Source organism: Flavobacterium sp. ZB4R12 (genome assembly GCF_048276375.1).
Classification (GTDB): Bacteria; Bacteroidota; Bacteroidia; order Flavobacteriales; family Flavobacteriaceae; genus Flavobacterium; species Flavobacterium gawalongense.
This window is the reverse complement of the sequence record NZ_JBLNKS010000016.1, coordinates 51,733-74,504: the sequence shown is the minus strand read 5'-3', so window position 1 is coordinate 74,504 and position 22,772 is coordinate 51,733. Positions and strand designations below refer to the sequence as shown.

Below are 22,772 nucleotides of genomic sequence, written 5' to 3'. Positions count from 1 at the left end.
TTAGCTATTTTTACAGAAATAACATGCATATGTTTAATGATATATACAAGTTGACAAAGAGCATAATTGATTACGTAATAAAACCTAAATATGGAACATAATAAACACGAAACACAAAGTATTAAAACTAGTGGACAAGTCGCATTACCGTTTAATAATGAACAATTTAAAGATTTTATAGTTAGCTTGTTAGGCAAGCCTCAAACAATTTCAAAGCATTTAGAAGGTACATTCGAAATAAACAAAGAGAATATTATAACTTTATTTGAAGTAATTAACCAAAGAATATATCAACAAAATGACTCTAAACTAATTCAATTTCGTGCTTCAATTTATTACAATGATAATACAACTGTGACATTAAATGGTTTTGAACATTTAGTTCATTTCAATGAAAAATTACCTTTAGTTTCAAGAGCTGTACACTTAACTTGGCAATATCTTGTAAAGTTTAGAGATAAAGATACATTTGAGAAACAAGAAATATCGATATCTTTTATAACAGACAATAATGGATCAATACCTAGTTTTGATGGTGAAGTTCATCATAGATATTTTAATAGCGGAATAAACTTCCGAATTTCTCATACCGCTAGGACTTGGGGAGCAGATATTGAAGCAATGTTGACAAAAAACTTGCAAACAATGATTCAAAAAGAAAATAAATTTCTTGACTTTTTTAAATTTAATAATGAAAGAGTTGGACATTTAATATCCGCATTTTTAATTTCAACAACTTTAATAATTTCATTAATAAACACAAGTACAATAATTAAATCCGGAGAGTACTCAAATAATCCTACTTATTGGATTCATCATTATGGAAATTATTTCTTTCTTTTTTAGGAATTTATTTTTTACAAAAAATCACACTAATAATTTTGGAAGAATTTGAATTTTATGGCACTCCAAGTTTTATAATACTAACACCCGAATCTGAAAAGAACAAAACCAAAAAACTAAATAGCTACAAAAGAAAATTGGGTAAATATTTGTTCACATTAATTGGAAGTCTAGTTTTAGGTGTAGCAGTTAATTATCTATACGCATACTTAATTACAAAATAATGCCTTATACCAATCTCCGAGCTACCAAAATATGATACATTATAAAAAAACCACCCTCATCAGGTGGTTTTTTCAATTCTATCCAACAATTACAAAGGAATATTTCCGTGTTTTCTATTAGGAGTAACACTTACTTTGTTTTCCAACATACTAAACGCTTTTATTAATTTGCGTCGGGTATCTTGCGGGAGGATTACCTCATCCACAAAACCACGTTGGGCTGCTGTATATGGATTCGCAAACAAATCGGCATATTCTGCTTCTTTTTCCAACAGTTTTGCTTCATGGTCCTGGGCTTCGTTGATTTCTTTTTTAAAGATAATTTCAGAGGCGCCTTTGGCTCCCATCACGGCAATTTCAGCAGTTGGCCAGGCAAAATTCATGTCGGCACCAATGTGTTTCGAGTTCATCACATCATACGCACCACCATAGGCTTTACGCGTAATCACGGTCACTCTTGGTACGGTTGCTTCGCTTAAGGCATACAACAATTTGGCACCGTGAACGATAATCCCGCTCCACTCTTGATCGGTTCCCGGTAAAAAGCCCGGTACATCTACCAAAACCAATAGCGGAATATTAAAACAATCGCAAAAACGAGTAAATCGAGCCGCTTTTTTCGAACTGTTCACATCAAGACAACCAGCCAAAATCATCGGTTGGTTGGCTATAATCCCAATGCTTTTTCCTCCCAATCGGGCAAAACCCACGAGAATATTTTCGGCATAATTTTTATGAATTTCAAAAAACGAATCTTCATCAATAATCCCACCGATGACTTCGTGCATATCGTACGGTTTGTTGGGATTATCCGGAATAATAGTTGCTAATTTAGTACGTACCTCATCATTCAGTTCGTACCGTAAATTACGGGGCGTTTCTTTATTGCTTTGTGGCAAATAACTCAACAAACGTTTCAAATCTTCCAGACATTCCACATCATTTGCTGACGTGCAATGCGCCACACCAGATTTGGTAGAATGCGTACTCGCACCACCCAATTCCTCTGAAGTTACGGTTTCATTGGTCACGGTTTTCACCACATTCGGTCCCGTTACAAACATATAACTGGTGTCTTCGACCATCATGGTAAAATCAGTCATAGCAGGAGAATAAACGGCTCCACCTGCACAAGGTCCCATAATAGCTGAAATTTGCGGAATTACTCCCGAAGCTTGTACGTTTCGGTAAAAAATATCGGCATAACCGCCCAAAGAACGAACACCTTCCTGAATACGTGCTCCACCAGAATCATTCAGTCCAATCATTGGTGCTCCCATTTTGACTGCCATATCCATGACTTTACAGATTTTTTCGGCATGTGTTTCGGATAACGAACCGCCAAAAACGGTAAAATCCTGAGCAAAAATATAAACCAATCGTTCGTTTATGGTTCCGTATCCTGTAATGACTCCGTCACCATAATACAGCTCTTTTTCCATTCCAAAATCAGATGTTCGGTGCGTTACCAACATCCCAATTTCTTCAAAAGAACCTTCATCCATCAAATAATTGACGCGTTCTCTTGCAGTCAGTTTTTTATTGGAATGCTGTTTTGCAATTCTGTTTTTACCTCCACCCAAATGAGCTTCGGCAATTTTATCGTTTAATGTATTTATTTTAGATTCCATACTTTATTGAATTGGATACTATTGTTTTTTAAAATTTCGTCACTTCGAGTGGTTTTGAACAGTAATGCGGTAGCTTTAATGTTTAAAATTGTATCGAGAAGCCTTATGAAATGTAAGGTTCTCGATACTTCGTAAAAATTTTCTATCGCAAATTATTACTCAACTCGAACTGACGTTTTAACTGTTGGGTAATCGTACGATTTTTTGATCTTCAAAATACTGTTTCAACGCTACCAAAGCAGCGATTTCGGCTTCTTGCGCCATTTGGTTTTTCAATACATCGGCATTGTAATAGTTCTTTACGAAATGCGTGTCAAATTTCCCGGAACGAAACGCCTCGTGTTCAAAAACAAATTTCCCGAAAGGCAAGGTCGTCTGCACACCTTCCACCTGATAATCTTCGATGGCTTTGAGCATAATTTGAATCGCCTCTTCACGGGTTTCGCCATAGGTGATTAATTTGGCCAACATGGGATCGTAATAAATAGGAATATCCATGCCTTGTTCAAAACCGTTATCCACACGAACACCTTCGCCTTCTGGCAATTGATACACATCCAAATGACCCACACTTGGCAGAAAATCATTCATCGGATCCTCGGCATACACACGCAATTCCATGGCGTGCCCTTTTATTTTCAAATCTTCTTGCTTGATTGTCAATGCTTCTCCTCTTGCCACTCTGATTTGCAATTCGACCAAGTCGGTTCCTGTAATCCATTCCGTAACGGGATGTTCCACTTGCAAACGAGTATTCATTTCCAAGAAGTAAAAATTATTGTTTTCGTCCAATAAAAATTCGACAGTTCCGGCTCCTAAATAATCACAGGATTTAGCTACCAAAACAGCTGCTTCGCCCATTTTTTTACGCAATTCCGGTGTTAAAACCGAGGAAGGCGCTTCTTCTATCACTTTTTGGTGACGACGCTGGATGCTGCATTCTCTTTCGAATAAATACAACACATTGCCATGACTGTCCGCCATAACCTGAATTTCAATATGTCTTGGTGAACCCACATATTTTTCGATAAAAACGGAACCATCTCCAAAAGCAGAAATCGCTTCACTGATTGCTCGATCCATTTGGGATTCAAAATCGGCTTCACTTTCTACCACACGCATTCCTTTTCCGCCACCACCAGCCGAAGCTTTAATCAGTATAGGAAAACCGATTTCTTTGGCAACGACTTTTGCTTTTTCTACATCAGTTATGGCTTCGTCAAAACCGGGAACCATTGGGATATTGTATTGCTTAACGGCATCTTTGGCCGCTAATTTACTTCCCATGATTTTTATCGCTTTCGACTTGGGACCTATAAAGATGATGTCATTTTTTTCTGCTTCTTCGGCAAAATCAGCATTTTCACTTAAAAATCCATAACCGGGATGAATCGCATCCACATTTAAGGCTTTCGCTACTTCAATGATTTTACTTCCCAATAAATAGGATTGACTCGAAGGTGCTTCCCCAATCCAAACCGCTTCATCTGCAAATTTTACGTGAGGTGCATTTCTGTCGGCAGTAGAATATACCGCCACGGTTTTAATGCCCATTTTTTGTGCGGTTTTCATCACCCTAATGGCAATTTCTCCTCTATTGGCAACTAATAATTTTTTCATATTTTAATAAGACTAAAAGAATTAAAACCGCTTCGCTGCAAGAGCAAAGAAATATAAATTCTTGGTTCTTTTTATCTTGTTTCTTTTCTCTCTACTCGAATTCAATTAACAACTGTCCTTTATCTACAGCATCTCCCATCAGTACCGAAATCGTTTTTATAACGCCATCTCGCGGAGAAAGAAAACTGTTTTCCATTTTCATGGCACCCAAAATAATTAGGTTGTCGTTTTCTTTTACAGTTTGTCCCACCACAACACTGATTTCCAAAATCAATCCAGGCATAGGTGCTTTGATAAAATTGACTTGTTTGGTAAGTCCCACTTCAAACCCCATTTCTTTAATAAGAATGTCCAAAGGATTTGAAATGGCCACAACATAAGTGTTGTTATTCACCTTTACAGTATAGTTTTTTTGAAGAAAATCAGAAGTTATGATTTCCGCTTTATAAGGGGTATTTTGATGTAGTATATGAAATTTATTAGCTTCCACACTAACTGCATCCAGTTGAGAAATACTTTCCTTTTCCAAATCAAAATGGAAAGTATCATTTACATTTACTTTATAACCAATACTCATACGTGTATTTATTTAATTGGTTGTAAAAATAAGTAAAGAAAACGTTTTCGTAATCGAAAAATAAAATTTTTATGCTAATTTGATATAGTTATATAAAAATAATTATTAAAACTTACTTAAATAAAAAAGCACAACAAAATTAAGTATACTGTACAAAAAACATATAAAATCTAGCATTAAATAGTTCTACTACTTTTCTAGAGAATTAAACCATCATGCATTTTTCTGACAACCATATAAGGAATATAACTACATTTAAGCTAATGTTCGGTTCAAATTATATGAACTTCAATTTCTTATATGGTTTAAAACACCTAAATATTTAAAGTTTTTATGTAAATAACTCGACAACACTTTTACAAGACTAATAATCCAAATTCTCTTAGGGTTTTAACTGGTTTTGAGTACCAAAACAATTCAAAGTCTTCCAGTTGTGTTTCGAAATCTAATTTTATTTCTTGAAACGTTTGGATTTTAGCATTCGAAACCGAGATTTTCTGTAGCATTTCAACCAGCCATTCTCCTTCATTTTTATTTGTTTGAATACTGAAACTTTCCTTTTTATCATGGAAAGTTAACGTCATCAGCTCCCAAGAATTCCCTTTTTTGGATTTAGTAAAATGCTCTACAAATGGCTTCCCGCCTAACCAAACGATTTTGGCTGTAGGTTTGATATTGAAATCATCGTCTTCTTGTAAGGCGTCAAAAATAAAATCAGAACTAATTTTAGTCTTTGGAATTTTAAACTCAAACCAATCCTGCAGTTCATAATCAAAACAGATTCCGTGCATGAAATTAAACAAGGATTTCTTAAGTCCAAAACTGAATTTATCATGATCGATTCCTGTTGCATCCGTATAATTAATATCGTTATTGGCGAAAGTTCCTATCGCTTCAGTTTCTTTTACCACGCCAAATTTCTCTGGATACAAGCCCACGGGACTGTGTGCGGTCATGGCAAATTGATGCCAGAATCCCGATTGTAATATGCCCACTTCAAACAATTGTCTTACCATTTCGAGACTGTCCACGGTTTCCTGAATGGTTTGTGTAGGGTACCCGTACATTAAATACGCATGAACCATTACTCCAGCTTCGGTGAAGTTTCGGGTAACTTTGGCAACTTGTTCGACCGTAACCCCTTTATCTATTAGTTTTAATAATCTGTCGGAAGCGACTTCGAGTCCGCCAGAAACGGCGATACAACCCGAGGCTTTTAGTAGAAAACACAAGTCTTTGGTAAAACTTTTTTCGAATCGAATGTTCGTCCACCAGGTCACTGCTAATTTCCTGCGAAGAATTTCGAGAGCCAAAGCGCGCATCAAAGCCGGAGGAGCCGCTTCATCTACAAAATGAAATCCGTTTTCGCCTGTTTGAGCAATCATTTCCTCCATTCGATCACACAATAAATTAGCTGCAACGGGCTCGTACACTTTTATATAATCCAATGAAATATCGCAAAACGTACATTTCCCCCAATAGCAACCATGCGCCATGGTGAGTTTATTCCAGCGTCCGTCGCTCCACATGCGGTGCATTGGATTCACAATTTCGATAACCGAAATGTATTTATCCAAAAGCAAATCCGAGTAATCAGGCGTTCCCACTTGCGATTGTTTGTAATCGTGTTTTATAGAATTATTTTTATAAACTACTTTTCCGTCTTCCAGAAGAAAAGTTCTTTTATAATGCTTCTCGACTGCGCTCGAAGTGACAGCATTTATTAATTCTTCTATTGGCATTTCGCCATCATCCAACGTAATAAAATCGAAAAACTCAAAAACACGAGCATCCGAAAGGGAACGCAATTCGGTATTCGGGAAACCGCCACCCATTGAAATTTTAATATTCGGATAATGCTTTTTCACCCATTGTGCGGAACGAAAAGCCGAATACAAATTCCCCGGAAACGGAACTGAAATCAAGAATAATGTAGGTTGAATGGTTTCTATTTTTTCTTTTAAAATCGAAAGAAGAACGCTATCAATATAGGTTGGTTCTTGTTGCAAAGCTTCGTACAATTCATCAAATGAATTCGCACTTCGCCCTAAACGTTCTGCATAACGGCTGAAACCAAAATTAGCATCGACACATTCCACAATAAAATCCGAAATATCTTCCAGATACAAAGTCGCTAAATGTTTCGCTTTATCCTGTGTTCCCATCGTTCCAAAAGCCCAATCCAATTCTTCCAATTGTGCAAATCGGGACGCTTCCGGCAAGAAATCTTCCTGACAAATTTGAAGCGCCAAGGTTGGATTTTTCCCTTGCAAGAAAGCAATTACGGGATCAATCGTTTTTAAATATTCATCTTGTAAAGCGAAAATACGTTTTGAGTTATCTGAAACTTCTTCAACTTTAAATTTTAAACTTGCAACTTTAAACAAATTCTCTAACCCAGCTTTCGAAAACAATTTCAAAATCACTTCGATGCCCAAATCCGCCTGAACAGACTCAATATTTTTGGTATCCAGAAACCCTTTGATATAAGCGGTTGCCGGATACGGTGTATTCAGTTGGGTAAAAGGCGGCGTGATTAAGAATAATTTGGTTTTCAAAGTGGGATTATTTTATGCAAAAGTAACCTATTTTAGAATTTGGAAAAATAATACCCCATATATCCACACATTTTCTTAATTTGGAAATATTATTATTACTTTTAAAAACTTAAAAAACGACTAATGGCCATTCAATAATATCTAACTAATGTCAGCAAAATTGACTAGAATTATTTCATTAAATAGGTTGCCAACCATTCCAGAAATAGCATAATGACGTTGTATTGAGTTTTGATATTCTTTCAAGAATAAAAATAATTATGGCTTTGTACGAAACCGATAGAATCATAAAGGGAATTAATGATATAGGAATTTAATTTCAAATTAACTAAAATGATATAAAATGACTTTTGAAAAAGAATTTAAAACCGCTCTCCAAAACTTACCAAGTGCCGAAAAAGATAAATTAATTTTAAGGCTTCTGAAACGGGATTTAGATTTAGCCAACAGATTACTTTTTGAATTGGTAAGTACGCAAAGTATTGAAGATCGCAGAAAAATAATTCAAAATGAAGTGACAATCGCGGTAAAAAGAGCGAGTAATCGATTTTATTCTTTGAGTTATCTTCTTGTGGATATGCGCGAATTAAGCGGTCGAATTACTGAACATGTAAAAATAACCAAAGATAAATTCGGCGAAATTAGTTTGAATATACAAATGCTGAACGAAATATTAACCTTAAATAAATTACACCTATTAAACTCAAAACCAAAAGATGCGCATACTTTTTGCATTTATGTAATTGCACGTGCATTCAAAATTTTAATGCTTATTAATGTGCTACATGAAGATTATAAGATTGAATTTAAAAATGATTTAGAAAAACTAGGTTTACTTATTTCAGAGAATCGTCTATTAATAAAAACTGCTATGTACAACGGATTGGATCTAAAGTGGCTTTTAGAAAGCGAAATACCAACCAATATTGTTGCCATACACAAAGAAATTAGAAGCAATGGTTTTCTAAAATAATAGTTTTTCTTTTTTTTATACTTTTACATAAAACAATTCCCCATGCCAACCGACTGTATCAGCTATCAGAATTCCGGATATTTTTCTGCTTTAATGAATGATTATTTAGAGGAAAAAAACAATCTTCAATCTTTATACCATCGTTTTCCTAATCTTGAAAACTTTGAAGCACAAATTCAGGAAAAGCAAAACAATTTCAATGATAATAGCAATGGCAATCTCAAAAGACAAATATTAGTTTTTACATTAGAAAAACAATATTCAAATTTGGAAGTTTCGACTTTGACTAAACAAAATATTGAAACTTTAGCCAATTCCAATACATTTACGATAACCACTGGCCACCAATTAAATTTATTCAGCGGGCCTTTATATTTCTTATATAAAATCATTTCAACAATTAATTTAACAACTGAATTAAAAGCGAAATATCCAACTTATAATTTTGTTCCTATTTATTGGATGGCAACTGAAGATCATGATTTTGAAGAAATCAATTATTTTAATTTTAAAGGCAAAAAATTCCGTTGGAACAAAGAAAGCGCTGGTCCTGTTGGTCGATTGTCTACTGAAGGTTTAGCTGATTTCCTTGAAGTATACGCACTGGAATTAGGTTCCAGTACAAATGCAAATACACTAAAAAAACTGTTTGAAGATTCTTATCTTAATCATGATAATTTAGCCGACGCTACAAGATTTTTGGCAAATGCGCTTTTTGGTGCGTATGGTTTAGTCATTTTGGACGCGGATAATCAGGATTTGAAACGCAACTTCATTCCTTTTATAAAAGAAGAATTACTGCAACAGTCATCCCATAAATTGGTATTGGAAACCACTGAAAAATTAAAAGACTATACGGTTCAAGTTAATCCACGGGAAATCAATTTGTTTTATATTGAAGATGATATACGAGAACGCATCATATTTGAAAACGATACCTACAAAGTAAATCATACAAAAATTGAGTTTTCAGAAAAAGAAATTTTATCCCTTTTAGAAAATCATCCTGAAAAATTCAGTCCCAACGTGATTATGCGTCCGTTGTATCAAGAAGTGATTCTGCCTAATTTATGCTACATTGGCGGAGGCGGAGAAATTGCATATTGGTTAGAACTAAAATCCTTTTTTGAATCCGTAAAAGTAACTTTTCCTATACTTTTACTTAGAAACTCTGTACTATTAGCAACCGAAAAGCAAGCTAAAAAAGCAGACAAATTAGACTTTAATTTGGCAGATTTATTTTCAAAACAAGCAGATTTAGTAAACAGCAAAACCAAACAATTTTCTGAATTTCCAATCGATTTAACCAATTTAAAAGAACAATTGCAAAAACAATTCCGAGCACTTCATGAAATTGTAAATCAAACGGATGAATCTTTCGCTGGAGCTGTAAAAGCGCAAGAAGTAAAGCAAATAAAAGGATTGGAAAATCTGGAAAAACGTTTGCTGAAAGCACAAAAAAGAAAATTGAGCGATGTATTGCAACGCATCACTGAATTGCAAAACGAATTGTTTCCTAACCAAAGTTTACAGGAACGTCAAGCTAATTTTTCGGAATTCTATTTAGAAAACGGAGAGCGTTTAATTCCTAAATTAATAAATCAATTAAAACCTTTAGAGTGTAATTTTGATATTATTATACTTCCATAAAAGCTTTAAAAAAATTTAACTACCAAAAAAAGAATGACCAAAGAACGCCTGATTTCACTTGATGTATTCAGAGGATTTACAATTTTATTAATGACCATTGTCAACAATCCCGGAAGCTGGGATACGGTTTACCCTCCTTTATTACACTCTGATTGGAATGGCTGCACTCCCACCGATTTGGTTTTTCCGTTCTTTATTTTCATTATGGGCGTGGCGGTTTCATTTGCAATGCCTACTAAAACTTTTGACAGCACCACTTTCAATAAAATAATGGTTCGCTCACTGCGCATGTTTTGTTTGGGAGTATTTTTTAATTTTTTTGGAAAAATACAACTATTCGGATTAGAAGGAATTCCTTTATTAATAGGACGGTTAGCCATTACAATTGGAGTGGGCTATGCACTAATGGGTAATTTTTCTTTAAAAAACAAAACCTATTTGATGCTTTCAATACTTGGCGCGTATGTATTTCTGGCTTTTAGCGGAATTGAAGCCTATCAAGACGTGAGGCTTCCGGGCGTTTTACAACGCATTGCAATTGTATATTTTGTAATATCCCTTTTGTATTTAAAAACTACCCAAAAAACGCAAGTTATAGTAGCATCAGCTATTTTATTAGGATATTGGGGAATAATGACACTGGTGCCAGTTCCTGGAATTGGATTAGCAAACCTTGAAAAAGGCACTAATTTGGCGTCTTGGATTGACGGTTTTTTACTAAAAATCATGTGTGGGCAGTAACAAAAACTTGGGATCCGGAAGGAATTCTAAGCACTATACCCGCAATTGCTTCCGGAATAATTGGACTACTTACTGGACAATTGCTCAATCGTCCTTTGCCAAAGATTGAAATTGCAAAAAAAATGGGAATCGCAGGAATCAGCCTTATCCTTGTAGCGCTTTTATGGTCTATTGCATTTCCACTTAACAAATCACTGTGGACCAGCTCGTTTGTTTTATATATATCAGGACTGGCAATACTTTCCTTGACTCTTTTTTATTATGTTATTGATATCGCAAACTATAAAAAATGGATAAAGCTATTTCTTATTTGGGGCGTAAATCCCATGATTGTATTCTTCTTTACAGAGATCATTCCGCAAGGATTAGAAATGATTCAATTTCAAAATCCAGAAATTCCTTCCGAGCAAATCAATCTTCAAAACTATCTGTATAGTTTTTGGATTGCACCCGTTTTCAATAATCCTATGACGGCATCCTTAACCGGAGCTTTAATTTATGTAACTATTTGGTCTTTCATTTTAGGACTGTTTTATAAACATAAATTAATCTTTACCGTTTAAATTTCAAAAAATTCGTATTAATCATAAATAAACACCTTTTAATTGGCGCTTTATTAAATTAAACACATAAAAAAGTCTACTTTTGCACCCAAATATAAAAATACAAAAAATGGCTACGAATAGAACTTTTACAATGATTAAGCCTGATGCTGTTGCTAACGGACACATCGGAAATATTTTGGCGATGATTACCAATGCAGGTTTCAAAATTGTTTCTTTGAAATTAACACAATTAACTGTAGCTGATGCTCAAGCATTTTATGAAGTTCACGCTGCAAGATCATTTTATGGTGAATTAGTGGAATTCATGTCAAGAGGACCAATTGTTGCTGCTATTTTAGAAAAAGATAACGCTGTTGAAGATTTCAGAACTTTAATTGGTGCTACAAACCCTGCTGAAGCTGCTGAAGGTACAATCCGCAAAGCATACGCTACTTCTATTGGAGAAAATGCAGTTCACGGTTCTGATAGCGATGAAAATGCAGCTATCGAAGGTGCTTTCCATTTTGCTGGAAGAGAGCAGTTCTAGTATTCAGTGTTCAGTTTTTAGTGTTCAGTAAAAATAGCACTGAAAACAGTTTACAACTTTTCATAAAAAAATCCCATTCGTCAAGACGAATGGGATTTTTTTATGAACCTGAAAACCGAAACTGATCACTAAAAACTGAATACTGAACACTTCTTCATTATCTCAAAACAACATCTTTAACCACATCACGACGAAGTTCCTCGTTAATCATGGCAACGATTTTTGATCTTCCATGACTTAATTCTTCTCTTAATACTGAAGAACTCAATTCCACATACAAAGTGCTTCCTTTCAAAACCACATTTTTAGTGTAATTATTCACACCATTCCCCATCAGATTTTTCCACGCATCTTTAACGTCAATTTGATCCATTCCAGGTTGGAGTTTATTCACTTGGATAATTTGTTTCAAAACATCCCCTATCGTACTCTGATTATTTAGCCTTTTTGCCATCGCCCAGTAAATTTATTGATGTTGCTTTCTTGTAATGATATTCCGTTTTTTCCTTGTTCAACAATACTAATTCTTCCTCTGATAAAGCAATTAATTCCTCACTCCATTTCATGTACGGTGTCGAATAATCTAAAAATACTTTATTATCGGCAAATCGCACCGTTACGTTTTCATAAACATCATTCACCAAAAAAGTCCCATCCAATTGTGGCATCACTTTCTTCCGAATTCCTTTATTGTTGCTTATTTTGAAAAAATCATAACTTTCATTCATCCCATATTCCTTATCTTTTCCTTTTTCAAAAACAACTTTTTCAATTTCCCAATATCCATTTATTTTAGCAATATCTGCGGGCTTAATATTTTGCTGACATCCTACAAAAAGGAATGCTATAAAAAGAATGCTAAATGTGTTTTTCATATAATTATTATTTTTAGGAGCTGTTTCCTGCTGTCCGCTATATCCACGCAAAAAAAGCGTGGGATGCCGCTTCCATCAGGGCTAGGAAATTCGGGTTAAATCACGTTTATTCTAAATACAAAGTTACTCTTATTAAATTCAAAGAAAACAAAAAATAGTAGAAACACATTAAACTATTTTCTATATTTTTGGTCTTAAAGGAATTAGAAATAAATCATTAGCAAGATGTCAAAAATAATCTACAGTCTCATCATCGTATTATTTTGTAGTAGCTGCAGTTCCGAAACTACTGAACCAACACCTGCAGAAACAATCTATTTCCCACCATTAAATGGTACAACTTGGGAAACAAAATCTATTGCGAGTTTAGGTTGGAAACAATCCGCCGTGCAACCGCTATTAGATTATTTGGAACTCAAAAATTCAAAATCTTTCATTATTCTTGTCAACGGAAGAATCGTAATGGAAAATTATTTCAATGGTCATGATACTAATGCTTTTTGGTATTGGGCAAGCGCCGGAAAAACACTGACATCAACTGTAACAGGAATTGCTCAACAAGAAAACCTAATCAACATCAACAATAAAGTTTCGCAATATATAGGAACTGGTTGGACCAGCTTGCCTTTAGCCAAAGAAAACTTGATTACAAACAAACATCTACTCAATATGACTTCCGGATTAGATGACAGTACGGATGATGTTGATCCAGCAAGCCTAAAATATAAAGCGGATGCAGGAACACGTTGGGCGTATCATAATGTATATGTAAAATTACAGGATGTGATTGCTCAAGTCAGCGGCCAAACTTGGAATACCTATTTCAATACCAAATTGAAAGATAAAATAGGAATGGATGGCGCATGGTTTCAACTAGGTAATAATTCCGTTTATGGAAGTAATACTCGCTCCATGGCACGCTTTGGCTTGCTAATCTACAACAAAGGAAAATGGGAAAGCAATACCATATTGAATGAGAATTATCTTAATGAAGCCACAAACACTTCACAAACTATAAATCTGGGATATGGCTATTTATGGTGGCTGAATGGAAAATCAAGTTATCATTTGCCACAAAGCCAACTTCAGTTCAATGTAGTTTAATACCGACAGCTCCAGCCGATATGTATATGGCCTTAGGCAAAAACGACCAGAAAATCTATGTTATTCCAAGCAAGAAAATGGTCATAATCAGAATGGGAGATGCTGCGAATCCAGATAACCCAACTTTTGCTTTATCCGATTTTGATGAAGTTTTGTGGCAAAAAATCAGTGCTTTTTATCAATAAATTTACTTATTTTTCAAACGTTTCATAAAACCTAAGACAAAGAAAACCAAACCTATTACCAACAAAAAATAATAGAAACCAAGACTTTTATCTCGGACAAGATTTGCCAATATAAAAGAAATGATGCTCACTAGATAGAGATACATCGGAGGTGTATTTTTTAAAGAAGAAAAATCCATTCTAATTATTATTTAAAAAAACTATCTACAAACTCATACTTATTAAAAACCTGAAGATCCTCAATTCCTTCTCCAACACCAATGTATTTTACCGGAATTTGAAACTGATCTGAGATTCCTATTACAACACCACCTTTTGCAGTTCCGTCTAGTTTCGTAACTGCTAAACAAGTAACCTCTGTAGCGGCAGTAAATTGTTTGGCTTGTTCAAAAGCATTTTGACCGGTTGAACCATCCAAAACCAATAATACGTCGTGTGGCGCATCAGCAACCACTTTTTGCATCACTCGTTTTACTTTGGTCAATTCGTTCATTAAATTCACTTTATTGTGCAAACGTCCTGCAGTATCAATAATGACAATATCGGCATCTTGTGCCACCGCCGATTGTAAAGTATCAAAAGCTACAGAAGCAGGATCACTCCCCATATTTTGTCTTACTATAGGAACACCCACTCTATCCGCCCAAATTTGCAGTTGATCGATGGCTGCGGCACGAAAAGTATCCGCTGCACCTAAAACCACTTTATAGCCTGCTTTTTTGAATTGATACGCTAATTTACCAATAGTGGTAGTTTTCCCAACTCCATTTACACCTACCACCATTAAAACATAAGGTTTTGTTTGAGTCGGAATTACAAATTCGGTTGCTTCACCTGAGTTGGTCTCCGATAATAAAGCGGCGATTTCTTCACGCAGTATTTGATTGAGTTCCTCAATACCCAGGTATTTATCTGAGGCAACACGGTTTTCGATTCGGGTGATTATTTTCAATGTGGTATTCACCCCAACATCTGAGGCAACAAGGATTTCCTCTAAATTATCTAAAACTTCATCATCAACTTTTGACTTTCCGGCGACAGCTTTAGTTAACTTCGAAAAGAAATTTGTTTTTGATTTTTCAAGACCTTTGTCTAATGTTTCTTTTTTCTCGGAAGAAAATATTCTTTTAAAAAAACTCATTTTATAAATAGTATTAAGAATGAAGTATAAAGTAAAATAACTCAATACTATTTTCTGACGGTAAATATAAAAAATAAAAAAGCTACTTCCGAATGAAAGTAGCTTTTCTATATAATGCTATTGTAAATTACTTCTTTTTCAAGAATTCATCAACTGCTTCTGGAGTCATAATAGATTCTACGAATGTATATGCTCCTGTTACTGGAGATTTCACCATTTTAATGGCTTTTGATAATCTCTTAGAAGATGTCTGTAACGATGCTACTGTTTTCTTTGCCATGACTAATTATTATTTAATTTCTTTATGAACAGTTACACGTTTCAAGATTGGATTAAATTTTTTAATCTCTAATCTGTCCGGAGTATTTTTTTTGTTCTTTGTTGTTATGTATCTTGAAGTCCCTGCAACACCTGATGTTTTGTGTTCAGTACATTCTAAAATTACCTGGATTCTATTACCTTTCTTTGCCATCTTGCTATTTTTTTATTTTGGAAGAGATTATTTAATAAATCCTTCTGACTGCGCTTTTTTCAAAACCGCAGCGATTCCATTTTTATTAATTGTTTTTATCGTAGATGCAGCTACTCTTAGAGTAATCCATCTATCTTCTTCTGGAAGATAAAAACGCTTTTTAACTAAGTTTACAGAAAATTTTCTCTTAGTTTTGTTCATAGCGTGAGAAACGTTATTTCCTACCATCGCTCTTTTACCTGTAAGGTCACAAACTCTTGACATTATACTTATCTTTTATCGTTATTCAAAATCAGGGTGCAAAGAAAAGAAAAATAAACCTATTAAGCAAAGAAAATATTACACATTTTTCAAAATTTCTTTCTGTAATAGCTCTAAACTTTTAATTACCGCTCTATCTATCACTTTTTCACGGGGTTGACCAAAATTAAATTCTTCAACAATTACTTCACTCGGTGTCGCCAATGCGATAAAAACTGTTCCAACCTCAGCATTTGAATCCCCTTTTAACGGTCCTGCGTTTCCAGTTGCAGCAATTGCATAATCCGTTTTCATGATTCGTTTTACACTTAAAGCCATCGCCGAAACTACTTCTCTACTCACAACAGAATGCTCTTTTATGATGCTTTCCGGAATACCCAAAACGTTAATTTTAACCTCTGTCGCGTACGAAACCACACTCCCTTTAAAATATTTGGAAGAACCTGAAACCGAAGTCAAAACTTCCGCGATTTTTCCTCCTGTGCAACTTTCGGCAGTTGAAATGGTTTTATTTTGTTTTGTCAGTATTTTTCCTACTACAACCTCTAAGGTTTCATCATCCTCAAAACCAACGATAATATCATGGATTATTGCATCCAGCGAACTTACATTTTTCTCAATAGCAGCCTCTAATTTTTCTTTATCGGTACCTCGAGCCGAAAGACGCAAACGCACTTTCCCCGGACTTGGTAAATAAGCCAATTTAATGAATTCCGGAAGGTTATTTTCCCAATCTTCAATTCGCTCGGCCACTAGACTTTCGCCTTGACCGTAGGTAAGAATTGTTTTGTGAATAATATAAGGGCGTTTGTATTCTCGGACAACTTTTGGGATTATTTCATGTTCCACTAAATATTTCATTTCATAAGGGACTCCGGGAAGCGAAATAAAAACGGTATTTTCTTTTTTCATCCACATGCCAGGCGCCGTACCTACCTGATTGTGAAGCACCGTGCATTTTGACGGAACCAGTGCCTGATCCTTGTTGATTTGGGTAATTGTTCGTTTATAAAAACCCTCTATAAGCTGCGTAACATGAGCTAGGACTTCCTGATCAACAATCAATTCATCTTCAAAATAATCACAAAATGTTTTTTTGGTAACATCATCTTTTGTGGGCCCTAAACCACCGGTAATAATAACCAAATCAACTGTGTTTTGAAGGGTCAAAAACGTATCTAAAATGTGTTTTTTATCGTCGCTTATCGAAATCATTTCATTGATTTCAACACCAATTTTGTCTAACGATTTTGCAATAAATCCAGAATTCGTATCGACAATTTGGCCTATTAAAATTTCGTCACCTATAGTAACTATGGTTGCTTTCATTTTTTGATTTAGGTTGGAGATTTGGGATTTCGTTCTGAAATCAACATTCGTTAATCATCATTCAACATTCAAACTTAGATTTTAAAAATATTTATCCCATAAAATGATCAAAACCATAATGAGCACAACCAAAAATATTGCTTTTAAATATAAATATTGGATTTTTCTTTGCTGACGAAAATCCGAAATTGCTATAGTTTCTGTACTCCCAACTATTTTAGCTTCTTTGAGTAGTAAATCGATTTTTTCTTTATCACTATCTAATAAAAAATATCTTATATTATCTCCGTTTACAGGTTGATTGTCGTAATCTTCATAAAAATCAATTTCTTTGTTAATTAATTCACTTTCAAAAACAATTTTATCTTGAAAAAGAATATATAACTTAAAGTGATTTTGGAATTTTACTTTAATAACATTAGACATCGATAAATTTTGAGATTAAATTTTCAGTATTACAAATCAAAGTCTTTTTTGATCTCTTTGATAGCATCGTTGACTTGATTCTTTACGCTCTTAAAAGTCTCTTTGATATCTTTCTTTTTGCCTTCGGCTTTAGTCCAGGCTTCGATTTGAAGAATTTCTTCGAAAGCCACATTTAGACCCATTAAATCCAGCGTTGGTTTTATCTTGTGCGCATAAGCATAAGCATGCTTATGGTCTTTCTTTTTTATTCCTTCTTTGATTTGCAATAAATCATCCGGAACTTCGGTAACAAACAAAGTCAAAATTTCATTTACAAATTCCGCATCGTTGTCTGAAAGTGCGTACACTTTTGAAAGGTTGTAATTTATAGCCATTATTTTACTTGTATTCTAAATAGTTGTTGTCCTTCTAAAAACCCTTCTAAAACGTCATCTGGCTTTACGGCAGCTACTCCTTCTGGAGTTCCCGTAAAAATAACATCACCAATCTTTAAGGTAAAAAACTGAGAAACATACGAAATCAGTTCATCAATTTTCCACAACATAAGACTAGAATTACCTATTTGTACCGTTTTATTATTGTTGGTTAATTCAAAAGTAATATTTTCTAATGAACTAAATTGATTTTTCGGTAAAAATTCTCCTATAACCGCCGAGCCATCAAATGCTTTGGCTTTTTCCCAAGGTAAACCTTTAGCTTTTAATTTATCTTGCAAATCACGTGCGGTAAAATCAATTCCCACACTAATTTCGTCATAATATTTATGGGCAAACTTAGGCTCGATGTATTTACCAACCTTATTTATTTTGACAATAATTTCAATTTCATGGTGAACATCTTCCGAAAATTCCGGTATTACAAACGGATGTTGCTTTAATAAAACAGCTGAATCCGGTTTCATAAAAACCACCGGTTCTGTTGGTCTTTCGTTGTGCAATTCCTCTATATGATTGGTATAATTTCTACCGATGCAGATTATTTTCATATTATTAGTAATCAGTTTAAAAAAATCATCAGTGATCCGTTTTTCAGAGCAGTTTTTCAACTGAACACTAAAAAACTGAACACTGACAACTCTTACTTCGTATTCAGTTTTCTTAATTTTATTGCCGTTAAAACTTTTTTGGTATACAAAGGAAAATCAGCATTTTGTATCCAACTGAAATAACCTGGTTCAGTTTCCAGAATTTTATCGACTTTCACTCCTTTATGTTTTCCAAAAGCAAAAATTTCTTCATTATCTTTATCAAAAGCAATCATTCCGGCAAAATCAGCAATTTTCTTTCTTGTAGTGAATTCCGATAATGATTTCATATCGTTTTCCAATTCAGGATAACGGTCCAGTTGCGCTTTTAATATTTCGTAAGTCGCCATGGTATCCGCTTCGGCAGAATGCGCATTTTCAAGCGTTTTCCCACAATAAAATTTGTGTGCTGCGCCTAATGTACGTTCTTCCATTTTATGAAAAACGGTTTGCACATCTACTGAAACTCTGTTTTTCATATCAAAATCTACTCCGGCACGTAACATTTCTTCTGCCAATAACGGAATATCAAATCGATCTGAATTAAATCCAGCCAAATCGCTGTCTTTAATCATATTATAAACTTGCACGGCTAATTCATTAAAAGTAGGTTCATTCGCCACTTTTTCATCCGTGATTCCATGAACAGCCGTTGTTTGTGGCGGAATTGGAATGGTTGGATTCACCAACCAAGTTTTACTTTCCTTATTTCCGTTTGGAAAAACTTTGAATATTGAGATTTCTACAATTCTATCTTTTCCGATATCAATTCCTGTGGTTTCAAGATCGAAAAAGCAAATTGGTTTATTGAGTTTAAGTTCCATTTTTAAATTTTGTATAAGTACAAATATAGATATTTGGGTTTAATTTAGTTTAAAGTTCCAGAAAATATCAAAAAAAGAAAACCCGACTAATTTTCAAAAAAACTAGTCGGGTTTGAATTGTATGTATGTAAGTTTAAAAATCTCTGTCGATATCAAAAGCTTCAAGATATTCCGCTACTCGTTTCACAAAACTTCCTCCTAATGCTCCATCTACCACTCTATGATCGTAACTGTGCGATAAAAACATTTTCTGGCGAATACCGATGAAATCCCCTTCAGGTGTTTCGATTACTGCCGGCATTTTACGAATGGCTCCCAATGCTAAAATCCCCACTTGCGGTTGATTGATAATTGGCGTACCAAAAACACTTCCAAAAGTCCCCACATTCGTAACCGTATATGTTCCGCCTTGCGTATCGTCTGGTTTTAGTTTTCCAGCTTTTGCACGACCTCCTAAATCGTTTACTGCTTTTGCCATTCCAACTAAATTCAGTTGATCCGCATTTTTAATTACTGGAACAATCAAGTTTCCGTTTGGCAATGACGCTGCCATTCCAAGGTTGATGTTTTTCTTCTTAATGATAAAATCACCATCTACAGAAATATTCATTCCAGGAAAATCCTTTAAAGCTTTTGCTACTGCTTCCATGAAAATTGGAGTATAAGTCAACTTCTCCCCCTCTCTCTTTTCGAAAGCAATTTTATTTTTTTCTCTCCATTTTACAATATTGGTCACATCCACTTCAATAAACGATTGTACGTGAGCCGATGTTTGTACCGAAGCGACCATATAACCCGCAATTAGCTTGCGCATTCTGTCCATTTCTATGATTTCATCGCCACCACTTACCGATACCGGGGCTGCTTTTTGAGCAACTGGAGCTGAAACTGTTTTTTGAACAGCTGCAACCGGAGCTGAAACAACAGGTTGGCTTGTTCTATCTTTTAGGTACTCTAAAATATCATTTTTAGTAACTCTTCCTTCTTTTCCAGTTCCTGAAATCGATTCTAATTCGGCAACAGAAACACCTTCTTCTTTGGCTATATTTTTAACCAAAGGCGACAAGAATTTTTCAGATCCCGAATAGTCGGGAGAGAAATCTGTTGGAACCGCAACCGCTTCTTTGGCTCCCGAAGCTTCGGGATCAACTGTTTTTTCAATTGCCGCAACGGCAACCGGAGCTTCAACTTCTCTTACTGTTTCAGTAACGGTAGTGCTATCCGTTTCAATAATGGCGATGGTTTGCCCTACTTGAACCAAATCATCTTTACCAAACAATTGTTCCACTAAAACACCCGAAACCTCACTTGGCACTTCGCTATCGACTTTATCAGTAGCAATCTCAAGTACCGCTTCATCGGCTTCAATTTTGTCTCCAACTTGTTTCAACCAATTTGTAATGGTCGCTTCTGCAACGCTTTCTCCCATTTTTGGAAGCTTTAATTCAAATCTTGCCATATTGTTAACCTAAAAGGTGATTTTGATTTTCAGTTTGCGAAATTACTAAATATTTTAAATATAAATTACATTTAATGTAATTTTTTACTCTATTTCTATAATCTCACCTCTCTCGTTACTATTGTTACTTCCAATTAAAAAATTAGCGTTTTTTGGTATGATCTTAAAGGTAATCCCGACGCTTCGGGACTTATTTCTTGAAGATTCGAGAATTGCGATACTTTCTTTGAAAGAAACGAATTCGTTATCCAAAATAATTTCGGTTCCATCCCCGTTTCTTAGCGAAGACGAAATTACCATTTTTTCTGTTTTTAAATCGTGAAATGACACTTTTTTTTGCAAAACTAAACTGAGTTTATCCGCTAATTTTTGGTTAGCCGAATACAATAGATATGATTTTGGAGTCCTTTTTATTGTAGATTTCCCTTGAAACATTTTAACAAAAGAAAAAAAGACAATTCCTGTTTTCATAAAAAGAGAGAATAATACGGATCCCGTCCCGAGGCTTCGGGATCGAGGATTAAAATGCTTTTTATAAAAAAAATGCATCGCCTCCTGAAAACGTTTCATGTAGGTTTCGTCCTTAATAGTGCTTTCCCCTTTATAATGTATAACAGTGGTTTCATGGAAATAATAATTGGATTTTCCTTTTTGCAACATCATATACGACAAATCAATATCGTCTGAATACATGAAACAATCTTCATCAAACCCGCCTACCTCAAGATATAAATCCCTTTTTAGGAACATAAAAGCCCCCACGAGAATGTCTACTTTTCCCGTTTGGTTTTCGTTTAAATGCTGTGCATAATATTTCCCGAATGTTCTTGATTTAGGAAATAATTTATACAAACCGGTAACCTTTGTAAATGCGACAAAAGGCTTTGGAACGCCACGTTTACTTTCGGGCAGAAAATTTCCGGTGCCATCAATGAGTTTACACCCAATAATTCCCATTGAATCGTTTAATTGCGAAGAATGAAGCAATCTTGCGAAAGCCAATACTTTCACAAACGTATCTTTGGCAACAACAGTATCCGGATTGAGAATGCAAATGTATTCGCCATGAGCTTGAGCAACTCCAATATTATTGCCTTTTGGAAAACCTAAATTTTCATTGTTTCGAATGAGCTTTACGTTTGGGAAACGTTGCTTCATCATTGCACAACTATCATCGGAAGAATTATTATCGATTACAATAATTTCGCCGTCAATGGTTTCTAACGCATTTTGAACGCTTAAAACACATTGTTCCAGAAAATAGCAAACGTTGTAATTGAGGATGATGACGGATAGTTGCATTGGACAAATATAATTAGAAAATTTGCCAATTAGAAAATTAGAAAATTAACCTAAAATTTTTTTTCTAACTTCTTCACTCGAATAAGTTTCTAACTTCCCTTGACTCAATTGATGTAAAGCCTCGTGAATGTCCTTTGTATATTCTTTTTCGGAAATTGGGTTTCCATCTGCGTCATAACCAACAATATTTTCTTCATCAAGAAGTTTTGCTATTTTACTAAGGACCTTATTGTCGTTAATATTTAAGATTCTTTGCGTGATGTTGATTTTTAAAGTCTCCGTTTTCATGATACAAATTTTTAACTACTCAAATTTACGTTATTTTATTGAAAATTAAAAAACATGTTTCTCCTTAGCCCCGATGGAAGGGAAAATCCTTTCTAGTCCTGAACTTGTTTCAGGATCCTGAAACAAGTTCAGGACTAGAAAGATTAGAATGACAGCGGGAACGATATTTCCAG

Annotated in this window: 24 protein-coding genes and 1 pseudogene; 7 read left to right on the top strand and 18 right to left on the bottom strand. The window is 34.7% G+C overall.

Translation table 11 applies throughout. The features are described 5' to 3' along the window. Window positions 1-90 precede the first annotated feature (90 nt). Window positions 91-846, top strand: coding sequence for a hypothetical protein (locus ACNO7W_RS12750; protein WP_417938427.1), 756 nt, complete (start codon window positions 91-93; stop codon window positions 844-846). Window positions 847-1,156: 310 nt separating this feature from the next. On the opposite strand, the gene ACNO7W_RS12745 is transcribed toward ACNO7W_RS12750, so the two are convergent. The 4 genes from ACNO7W_RS12745 to ACNO7W_RS12730 form a co-directional block, all read right to left on the bottom strand. After that, complete coding sequence (locus tag ACNO7W_RS12745) at window positions 1,157-2,698, bottom strand: acyl-CoA carboxylase subunit beta (protein WP_417938426.1); 1,542 nt, start codon at window positions 2,696-2,698, stop codon at window positions 1,157-1,159. Window positions 2,699-2,875: 177 nt separating this feature from the next. Then, on the bottom strand, window positions 2,876-4,318 hold the full coding sequence (accC, locus tag ACNO7W_RS12740) for an acetyl-CoA carboxylase biotin carboxylase subunit (protein WP_417938425.1): 1,443 nt from the start codon (window positions 4,316-4,318) through the stop codon (window positions 2,876-2,878). 91 nt (window positions 4,319-4,409) lie between these two features. Then, window positions 4,410-4,895, bottom strand: coding sequence for an acetyl-CoA carboxylase biotin carboxyl carrier protein subunit (locus tag ACNO7W_RS12735; protein WP_417938424.1), 486 nt, complete (start codon window positions 4,893-4,895; stop codon window positions 4,410-4,412). A 356-nt stretch (window positions 4,896-5,251) separates the two neighbouring features. After that, window positions 5,252-7,453 (bottom strand): B12-binding domain-containing radical SAM protein, encoded by a 2,202-nt coding sequence (locus ACNO7W_RS12730; RefSeq protein ID WP_417938422.1) that lies wholly within the window; start codon window positions 7,451-7,453, stop codon window positions 5,252-5,254. 343 nt (window positions 7,454-7,796) lie between these two features. On the opposite strand from ACNO7W_RS12730, the gene ACNO7W_RS12725 reads away from it, so the two are divergent. From ACNO7W_RS12725 to ACNO7W_RS12705, 5 genes are all read left to right on the top strand, one after another. After that, window positions 7,797-8,426 (top strand): hypothetical protein, encoded by a 630-nt coding sequence (locus ACNO7W_RS12725; RefSeq protein WP_417938421.1) that lies wholly within the window; start codon window positions 7,797-7,799, stop codon window positions 8,424-8,426. A 42-nt stretch (window positions 8,427-8,468) separates the two neighbouring features. After that, window positions 8,469-10,076 (top strand): bacillithiol biosynthesis cysteine-adding enzyme BshC, encoded by a 1,608-nt coding sequence (gene bshC, locus ACNO7W_RS12720; RefSeq protein ID WP_417938420.1) that lies wholly within the window; start codon window positions 8,469-8,471, stop codon window positions 10,074-10,076. A 33-nt stretch (window positions 10,077-10,109) separates the two neighbouring features. Beyond that, window positions 10,110-10,817 carry a DUF5009 domain-containing protein gene (locus tag ACNO7W_RS12715; RefSeq protein WP_417938419.1) on the top strand — a complete coding sequence of 236 codons (708 nt, stop codon included), beginning with the start codon at window positions 10,110-10,112 and terminating at the stop codon, window positions 10,815-10,817. Further along, a complete protein-coding gene (locus ACNO7W_RS12710; RefSeq protein WP_417938418.1) occupies window positions 10,805-11,380 on the top strand; it encodes a hypothetical protein in 576 nt (191 codons plus the stop codon). The genes ACNO7W_RS12715 and ACNO7W_RS12710 overlap by 13 nt, the downstream gene beginning before the upstream one ends. Window positions 11,381-11,489: 109 nt before the next feature. Then, window positions 11,490-11,909, top strand: a complete 420-nt coding sequence (locus ACNO7W_RS12705; RefSeq protein WP_417938417.1) for a nucleoside-diphosphate kinase — start codon at window positions 11,490-11,492, stop codon at window positions 11,907-11,909. Between the two features lie 157 nt (window positions 11,910-12,066). On the opposite strand, the gene ACNO7W_RS12700 is transcribed toward ACNO7W_RS12705, so the two are convergent. Continuing rightward, a complete protein-coding gene (locus ACNO7W_RS12700; protein WP_099715934.1) occupies window positions 12,067-12,363 on the bottom strand; it encodes a DUF721 domain-containing protein in 297 nt (98 codons plus the stop codon). Beyond that, window positions 12,344-12,784 (bottom strand): lipocalin family protein, encoded by a 441-nt coding sequence (locus tag ACNO7W_RS12695; protein ID WP_417938416.1) that lies wholly within the window; start codon window positions 12,782-12,784, stop codon window positions 12,344-12,346. The genes ACNO7W_RS12700 and ACNO7W_RS12695 overlap by 20 nt, the downstream gene beginning before the upstream one ends. A 225-nt stretch (window positions 12,785-13,009) precedes the next feature. On the opposite strand from ACNO7W_RS12695, the pseudogene ACNO7W_RS12690 reads away from it, so the two are divergent. Continuing rightward, window positions 13,010-14,073, top strand: a pseudogene (locus ACNO7W_RS12690) (serine hydrolase domain-containing protein). A gap of 187 nt (window positions 14,074-14,260) precedes the next feature. Here ACNO7W_RS12690 and ftsY read toward each other — a convergent pair. The 12 genes from ftsY to ACNO7W_RS12630 form a co-directional block, all read right to left on the bottom strand. Continuing rightward, window positions 14,261-15,214 carry a signal recognition particle-docking protein FtsY gene (gene ftsY, locus ACNO7W_RS12685; protein WP_143386767.1) on the bottom strand — a complete coding sequence of 318 codons (954 nt, stop codon included), beginning with the start codon at window positions 15,212-15,214 and terminating at the stop codon, window positions 14,261-14,263. 127 nt (window positions 15,215-15,341) lie between these two features. Continuing rightward, on the bottom strand, window positions 15,342-15,494 hold the full coding sequence (locus tag ACNO7W_RS12680; protein ID WP_143386768.1) for a DUF4295 domain-containing protein: 153 nt from the start codon (window positions 15,492-15,494) through the stop codon (window positions 15,342-15,344). A gap of 9 nt (window positions 15,495-15,503) precedes the next feature. Then, entirely contained in the window at window positions 15,504-15,686 is a 183-nt protein-coding gene (rpmG, locus tag ACNO7W_RS12675) for a 50S ribosomal protein L33 (protein ID WP_017495179.1), read from the bottom strand. A 27-nt stretch (window positions 15,687-15,713) separates the two neighbouring features. Continuing rightward, a complete protein-coding gene (gene rpmB / locus ACNO7W_RS12670) occupies window positions 15,714-15,950 on the bottom strand; it encodes a 50S ribosomal protein L28 (RefSeq protein ID WP_024980263.1) in 237 nt (78 codons plus the stop codon). A gap of 75 nt (window positions 15,951-16,025) precedes the next feature. Continuing rightward, window positions 16,026-17,276, bottom strand: a complete 1,251-nt coding sequence (locus ACNO7W_RS12665; RefSeq protein ID WP_417938415.1) for a CinA family nicotinamide mononucleotide deamidase-related protein — start codon at window positions 17,274-17,276, stop codon at window positions 16,026-16,028. Window positions 17,277-17,357: 81 nt separating this feature from the next. Beyond that, window positions 17,358-17,702, bottom strand: a complete 345-nt coding sequence (locus ACNO7W_RS12660; RefSeq protein ID WP_143386770.1) for a hypothetical protein — start codon at window positions 17,700-17,702, stop codon at window positions 17,358-17,360. Between the two features lie 29 nt (window positions 17,703-17,731). Then, complete coding sequence (locus tag ACNO7W_RS12655; RefSeq protein WP_143386771.1) at window positions 17,732-18,076, bottom strand: Hpt domain-containing protein; 345 nt, start codon at window positions 18,074-18,076, stop codon at window positions 17,732-17,734. After that, the gene (locus ACNO7W_RS12650) at window positions 18,076-18,687 is read right to left on the bottom strand and encodes a fumarylacetoacetate hydrolase family protein (protein WP_417938414.1); all 612 of its coding nucleotides are present in this window, start codon (window positions 18,685-18,687) and stop codon (window positions 18,076-18,078) included. Before ACNO7W_RS12650 ends, ACNO7W_RS12655 begins: the two co-directional genes overlap by 1 nt. Window positions 18,688-18,779: 92 nt before the next feature. Further along, window positions 18,780-19,550: a 3'-5' exonuclease gene (locus ACNO7W_RS12645; RefSeq protein WP_143386773.1), complete on the bottom strand. Its 771-nt coding sequence runs from the start codon at window positions 19,548-19,550 to the stop codon at window positions 18,780-18,782. 133 nt (window positions 19,551-19,683) lie between these two features. Then, window positions 19,684-21,009: a dihydrolipoamide acetyltransferase family protein gene (locus ACNO7W_RS12640; RefSeq protein ID WP_417938413.1), complete on the bottom strand. Its 1,326-nt coding sequence runs from the start codon at window positions 21,007-21,009 to the stop codon at window positions 19,684-19,686. Between the two features lie 84 nt (window positions 21,010-21,093). After that, window positions 21,094-22,311: a glycosyltransferase family 2 protein gene (locus ACNO7W_RS12635; RefSeq protein ID WP_417938412.1), complete on the bottom strand. Its 1,218-nt coding sequence runs from the start codon at window positions 22,309-22,311 to the stop codon at window positions 21,094-21,096. A gap of 45 nt (window positions 22,312-22,356) precedes the next feature. After that, window positions 22,357-22,599, bottom strand: a complete 243-nt coding sequence (locus ACNO7W_RS12630) for a hypothetical protein (protein ID WP_417938411.1) — start codon at window positions 22,597-22,599, stop codon at window positions 22,357-22,359. Window positions 22,600-22,772: the final 173 nt, after the last annotated feature.